General features: G+C 69.7%; 4 protein-coding genes and 1 pseudogene. 1 reads left to right on the forward strand and 4 read right to left on the reverse strand.

Annotation, left to right across the window (positions count from 1 at the left end):
* From DCO49_RS19460 to DCO49_RS19475, 4 genes and pseudogenes are all read right to left on the reverse strand, one after another.
* Positions 1-465: pseudogene (locus DCO49_RS19460) on the reverse strand (sporulation protein); the annotation flags it as partial.
* Positions 466-486: 21 nt separating this feature from the next.
* Positions 487-2,175, reverse strand: a complete 1,689-nt coding sequence (gene argS, locus DCO49_RS19465) for an arginine--tRNA ligase (RefSeq protein WP_116865390.1) — start codon at positions 2,173-2,175, stop codon at positions 487-489.
* Positions 2,176-2,303: 128 nt separating this feature from the next.
* The gene (gene radC / locus DCO49_RS19470) at positions 2,304-3,008 is read right to left on the reverse strand and encodes a DNA repair protein RadC (protein ID WP_116865392.1); all 705 of its coding nucleotides are present in this window, start codon (positions 3,006-3,008) and stop codon (positions 2,304-2,306) included.
* A 70-nt stretch (positions 3,009-3,078) separates the two neighbouring features.
* The gene (locus DCO49_RS19475; protein ID WP_116865391.1) at positions 3,079-3,705 is read right to left on the reverse strand and encodes a response regulator transcription factor; all 627 of its coding nucleotides are present in this window, start codon (positions 3,703-3,705) and stop codon (positions 3,079-3,081) included.
* 228 nt (positions 3,706-3,933) lie between these two features.
* Between DCO49_RS19475 and DCO49_RS19480 the strand changes: the two genes are divergently transcribed.
* On the forward strand, positions 3,934-4,500 hold a 567-nt coding region (locus DCO49_RS19480; protein ID WP_279325653.1), incomplete at its 3' end, for a flavoprotein.

A 4,500-nucleotide genomic window follows, 5' to 3' on the forward strand; every position in this document is an offset into this window, starting at 1 on the left:
CGGTGCTGCAGCCGCAGCCGCAGCCGCAGCCGCCGGAACCGGCTTGCCTTCCAGGGCCGCCTGCGCGCGCTGCGCCTCGGCCTTGGCCCGGCGCAGTTCTTCGGCACGCGTGCTGGCGGCCAGTTCGGCGTCGGACATCTCGACTTCCTTGCCCGGCAGCAGGGTGTAGAAGTCGTACTGCGTGGCCGCCGGCTTGGCCGGTTCAGCGGGCTTCGGCGTGGCCGGCGCTTCCGCCGGCTGGCTGCCGACATCGCTGTCGGCATCGGCAACCGGGGCCGGCTGCGCGTTCGGGTTCGGCTGCGGGCCGGCGCGCAGGAAGCCATCGCCTTCGCCCTTGAACAGGTTCGGCGCCGCCAGGAACACCACTGCGGCAATGGCCACACCAGCGACCAGCCACACCCATCCCGGGGTGCCCTGGCTGCTGCTGTTGCGTCGTGCCTGGCTTTTGCCGCGTCGTGCTGCCATGTGTACTGCGTCTCCTGAAACTTACATTTTTTCCGGGGCGCTGACGCCCAGGAGGTCGAGGCCATTGGCCAGTACCTGGCGCGCGGCGCAGGCCAGGGTCAGCTTGGCATTGCGGTCGGTGGCGTCGTCCACCAGCACCGGCGTCCCGTGATACCACGTGTGGAAGGCGTGCGCCAATTCACGCAGGTACTGCGCCACCAGGTGCGGTTCCAGCGCCACGCCCGCCGCTTCGACCACTTCCGGGTACCGCGAGATTTCGTTCATCAGCAGCAGCGAGGCGTCGTCGGCCAGGCGGCCGAGGTTGCCCAGCCCGTTGCCCTGGTCGTACACCAGGCCCTTCTCCTGCGCCTGGCGCAGCAGGCTGCAGACGCGGGCGTGCGCGTACTGCACGTAGAACACCGGGTTGTCGTTGCTCTGCTGGCGGGCCAGGTCGATGTCGAAGGTCAGCTGCGAATCGGGCTTGCGCGCGATCAGGAACCAGCGGGTGGCATCGCGGCCGGCTTCCTCGATCAGGTCGCGCAGGGTGAAGTAGCTGCCAGCACGCTTGGACAGCTTCACTTCCTCGCCGCCGCGCATGACGGTGACCATCTGGTGCAGCACGTATTCCGGCCAGCCCTGCGGGATGCCCACTTCCATCGCCTGCAGGCCGGCGCGCACGCGGGCCAGCGAACCGTGGTGGTCGGCGCCCAGCTCGGTGATCGCGCGCTCGTAGCCACGCTGCCACTTGGACAGGTGGTAGGCCACGTCCGGCACGAAGTAGGTAAAGGTGCCGTCGGACTTGCGCATCACGCGGTCCTTGTCGTCACCGAAGTCGGTGCTGCGCAGCCACAGCGCACCGCCTTCCTCGTAGGTGTGGCCCGAGGCCTGCAGCTTGGCGACCGCTTCGGCCACCTTGCCATCGGCGTACAGCGAGCTTTCCAGGAAGTAGATGTCGAAGTCGACGCCGAACGCGGCCAGGTCCAAGTTCTGCTCGTTGCGCAGGTAGGCCACGGCGAAGCGGCGGATCGCGGTCATGTCGTCCGGATCCTTGGCGCCGACCACCATGGTGCCTTCCAGGTCGACGCTGGCGCCGGCCAGGTAGGCACGGGCCACGTCGGCGATGTACTCACCGCGGTAGCCACCTTCCGGCCAACCGTCCTGGTCCGGGGCGATGCCCTTGATGCGCGCCTGCACCGACAGCGCCAGGTTCTCGATCTGCACGCCGGCGTCGTTGTAGTAGAACTCGCGCTTGGCGTTCCAGCCGTTGGCATCGAGCACGCGCGCCACGCAGTCGCCGATCGCCGCCGCGCGGCCATGGCCGACATGCAGCGGACCGGTCGGGTTGGCCGACACGTACTCCACGCCCACCGTGCGGCCATTGCCGGACAGGTTGCGGCCGTAGTCGTGGGCTTCCTTGATGACCGAGGCGGCTTCGCGCTGGTACGCGGCCGGGGCCAGGTGGAAGTTGATGAAGCCAGGGCCGGCGATCTCGACCTTGCTGACGTCCTCGCTGCGCGGCAGCGCGTCGACCAGCGCCTGGGCCAGTGCGCGCGGGTTGCTGCGCGCGGCCTTGGCCAGCAGCATGGCGGCATTGGTGGCGAAGTCGCCGTGGTCGCGGGTCTTCGGGCGCTCGACCACGAAGTCCGGCGGCAGGGAGTCGGCGGGCAGGGTGCCGTTGGCGCGCAAGGCTTCGATGCCTTGGCTGATCAGGGCGCGGAGGAGATTTTTCACGAGGCCTGCTGTGAGAATGAGCGGCGGAATCGCCCATTTTAGCGCAGATGCCGGCGCGTACGCTGACCGAGGCCTGCCCATGTGAAGACGCACGACCTCCAGTGGCCAAGCCCGCGGGGCCAGCGGCCTCAGCCGAACAGGCGCGGCTGGTGCTGCGGCAGCAGGCCGCGTTCAGCAAATGAAACCGGCCGCCCCTCGCCAATGACGAAGTGGTCCAGCAGGCGGATGTCGACCAGCGCCAGGGCCTGCTGCAGCTCGTCGGTGATCCGCGCATCGGCCCCGGACGGCTCGGGGTCGCCCGAGGGATGATTATGGCTGAGGATCACAGCCGCGGCGTTGTGCAGCAGGGCCCGCCGCACCACCTCGCGGGGATAGACCGGCGCGGTGTTGATGGTGCCGGCGAACAGCTCCTCGCAGGCGATCAGGCGGTGCCGGTTGTCCAGGAACAACACCAGGAACAGTTCGCGCGCCTGGCCGCGCAGCCGGTGCTGCAGGTAGCGGCCGACCGCCAGCGGGTTGTCGCCCACGCTTTCGCCCTGCGCCAACTCGGCGGCCAGGTAGCGGTGGGCCAGCTCCAGCCCGGCCGCCAGCGTGCAGCTGCGCGCTGGCCCCAACCCGGGCAGGCGGGCCAGCTTGGCGGCGGGGCGGTCCAGCAGCACCCGCAGCGGACCGTGGCTGCCGAGCAGGTCGCGCGCGGTCTGCACCGCATCGCGGCCGCCGAAGCCGGAGCCCAGGAACAGGGCCAGCAGTTCGGCATCGGAAAGGGCGGTGGGCCCGCGCGTCAGCAGCTTCTCGCGGGGGCGTTCCTCGGGTGGCCAGTCGTGGATGGACATGGCTGCATGGTCGCTGCTGCGGCGCCCGCCAGCCATCGGCATTTGCCGCCCGCGATGGTCGGCCTATCCCTCAACCGCGCTGGGCCTGCAGGTAGTCGTACAACTCCTGGTTGTTGTCCAGGCCCAGCTTGCGCATGGCCTCGGCCTTCTGCCGGCTGATGGTCTTGGCGCTGCGGCCGATGTGCTCGGCGATGGCATTCACGTTCAGGCCCGCGCCCAGCAGCTGCACGACCTGCTGTTCGCGGGCCGAAAGCGTCGCCTGCGGCCTGGGGAACAGCAGATCGCGCGATTGCAGCAGGCGGCGCAGCTGGTGGGACACGAACACCTTGCCGGCCATCACCGCGCGCAGGGCCTGGGGCAGTTCGGCGAAGTCGGCGCTCTTGTCCACCAGACCCTGCACGCCATCGCGCAGCAGCCCATCCAGCAGCCCCGGGTGGCGCGCGCCGGTCAGCACCACCACCGGCAACGCGGGGTGCTGCTGGCGCAGCGTCTCCAGCAGCTCGGGGCCGTCGGGCCCGGTGCCGGGCATGGAAAGGTCGGTCAGGATCGCGTGGCAGGGCTGCTGGGCGACCAGGTCGAGCAACCCGGCGCCATCGGCGGCCGCGCCGGTGACGCACATCTGGTGGCGTTCGAGCACGATGCGGATGCCGTGCAGTACGACCGGATGGTCGTCGGCGATGATGATGCGCGGATGCACGGTGCACTCCTCGGAAAACCAGATGGCGCACCCGAGGGGGCCAACCGTGATTCTGAGGAAGCGGCGGCCGGCTGAGGTATAGGAAAGTTCCGAATCGAAGAGGGGACAACCCGGAAAACGATGTAGCCTGAGTTCCATCTGCTGATAGCTGCGCGCTATGTGCGCTGTGTACCGGGACGTTACCGACCATCGGGTAAGCTAGCGCCCTCGTTTGCACAGGATTTCCAGGTGGCTGATTCTCCCAACGCCCTCCCCGCGCCGGCCCGCGCGCTGGAGGGCCAGAAACTGCTGTTGTGCGTCGGCGGCGGGATCGCGGCCTACAAGGCACTGGAACTGGTCCGCCGCCTGCGTGATGCCGGCGCGCTGGTCCAGGTGGCGATGACCGCCGGAGCCCAGCAGTTCGTCACCCCCCTCAGTTTCCAGGCCCTGTCCGGCCAGCCCACCCGCACGACCCTGTGGGACAGTGCCGCCGAACAGGCCATGGGCCACATCGAACTGGCGCGCTGGGCCGACCGCATCGTGGTCGCACCGGGCACCGCCGATCTGCTGGCACGCCTGGCCCAGGGCCACGCCGATGACCTGGTCAGCACCCTGTGCCTGGCCAGCACCGCGCCGCTCACCGTGTGCCCGGCGATGAACCACCGCATGTGGCTGCACCCGGCCACCCAGGCCAACATCAGCCTGCTGCGCCAGCGTGGCGCGCAGGTCATCGGCCCGGTCGACGGGCCGCTGGCCGAGGGCGAGTCCGGTCCCGGCCGGCTGGCCGAGCCGGGCGACATCGTCGCCGCGCTGGCC

The sequence above is a fragment of the Stenotrophomonas sp. SPM genome, assembly GCF_003105135.1.
In the GTDB taxonomy this organism is placed as follows: Bacteria; Pseudomonadota; Gammaproteobacteria; order Xanthomonadales; family Xanthomonadaceae; genus Stenotrophomonas.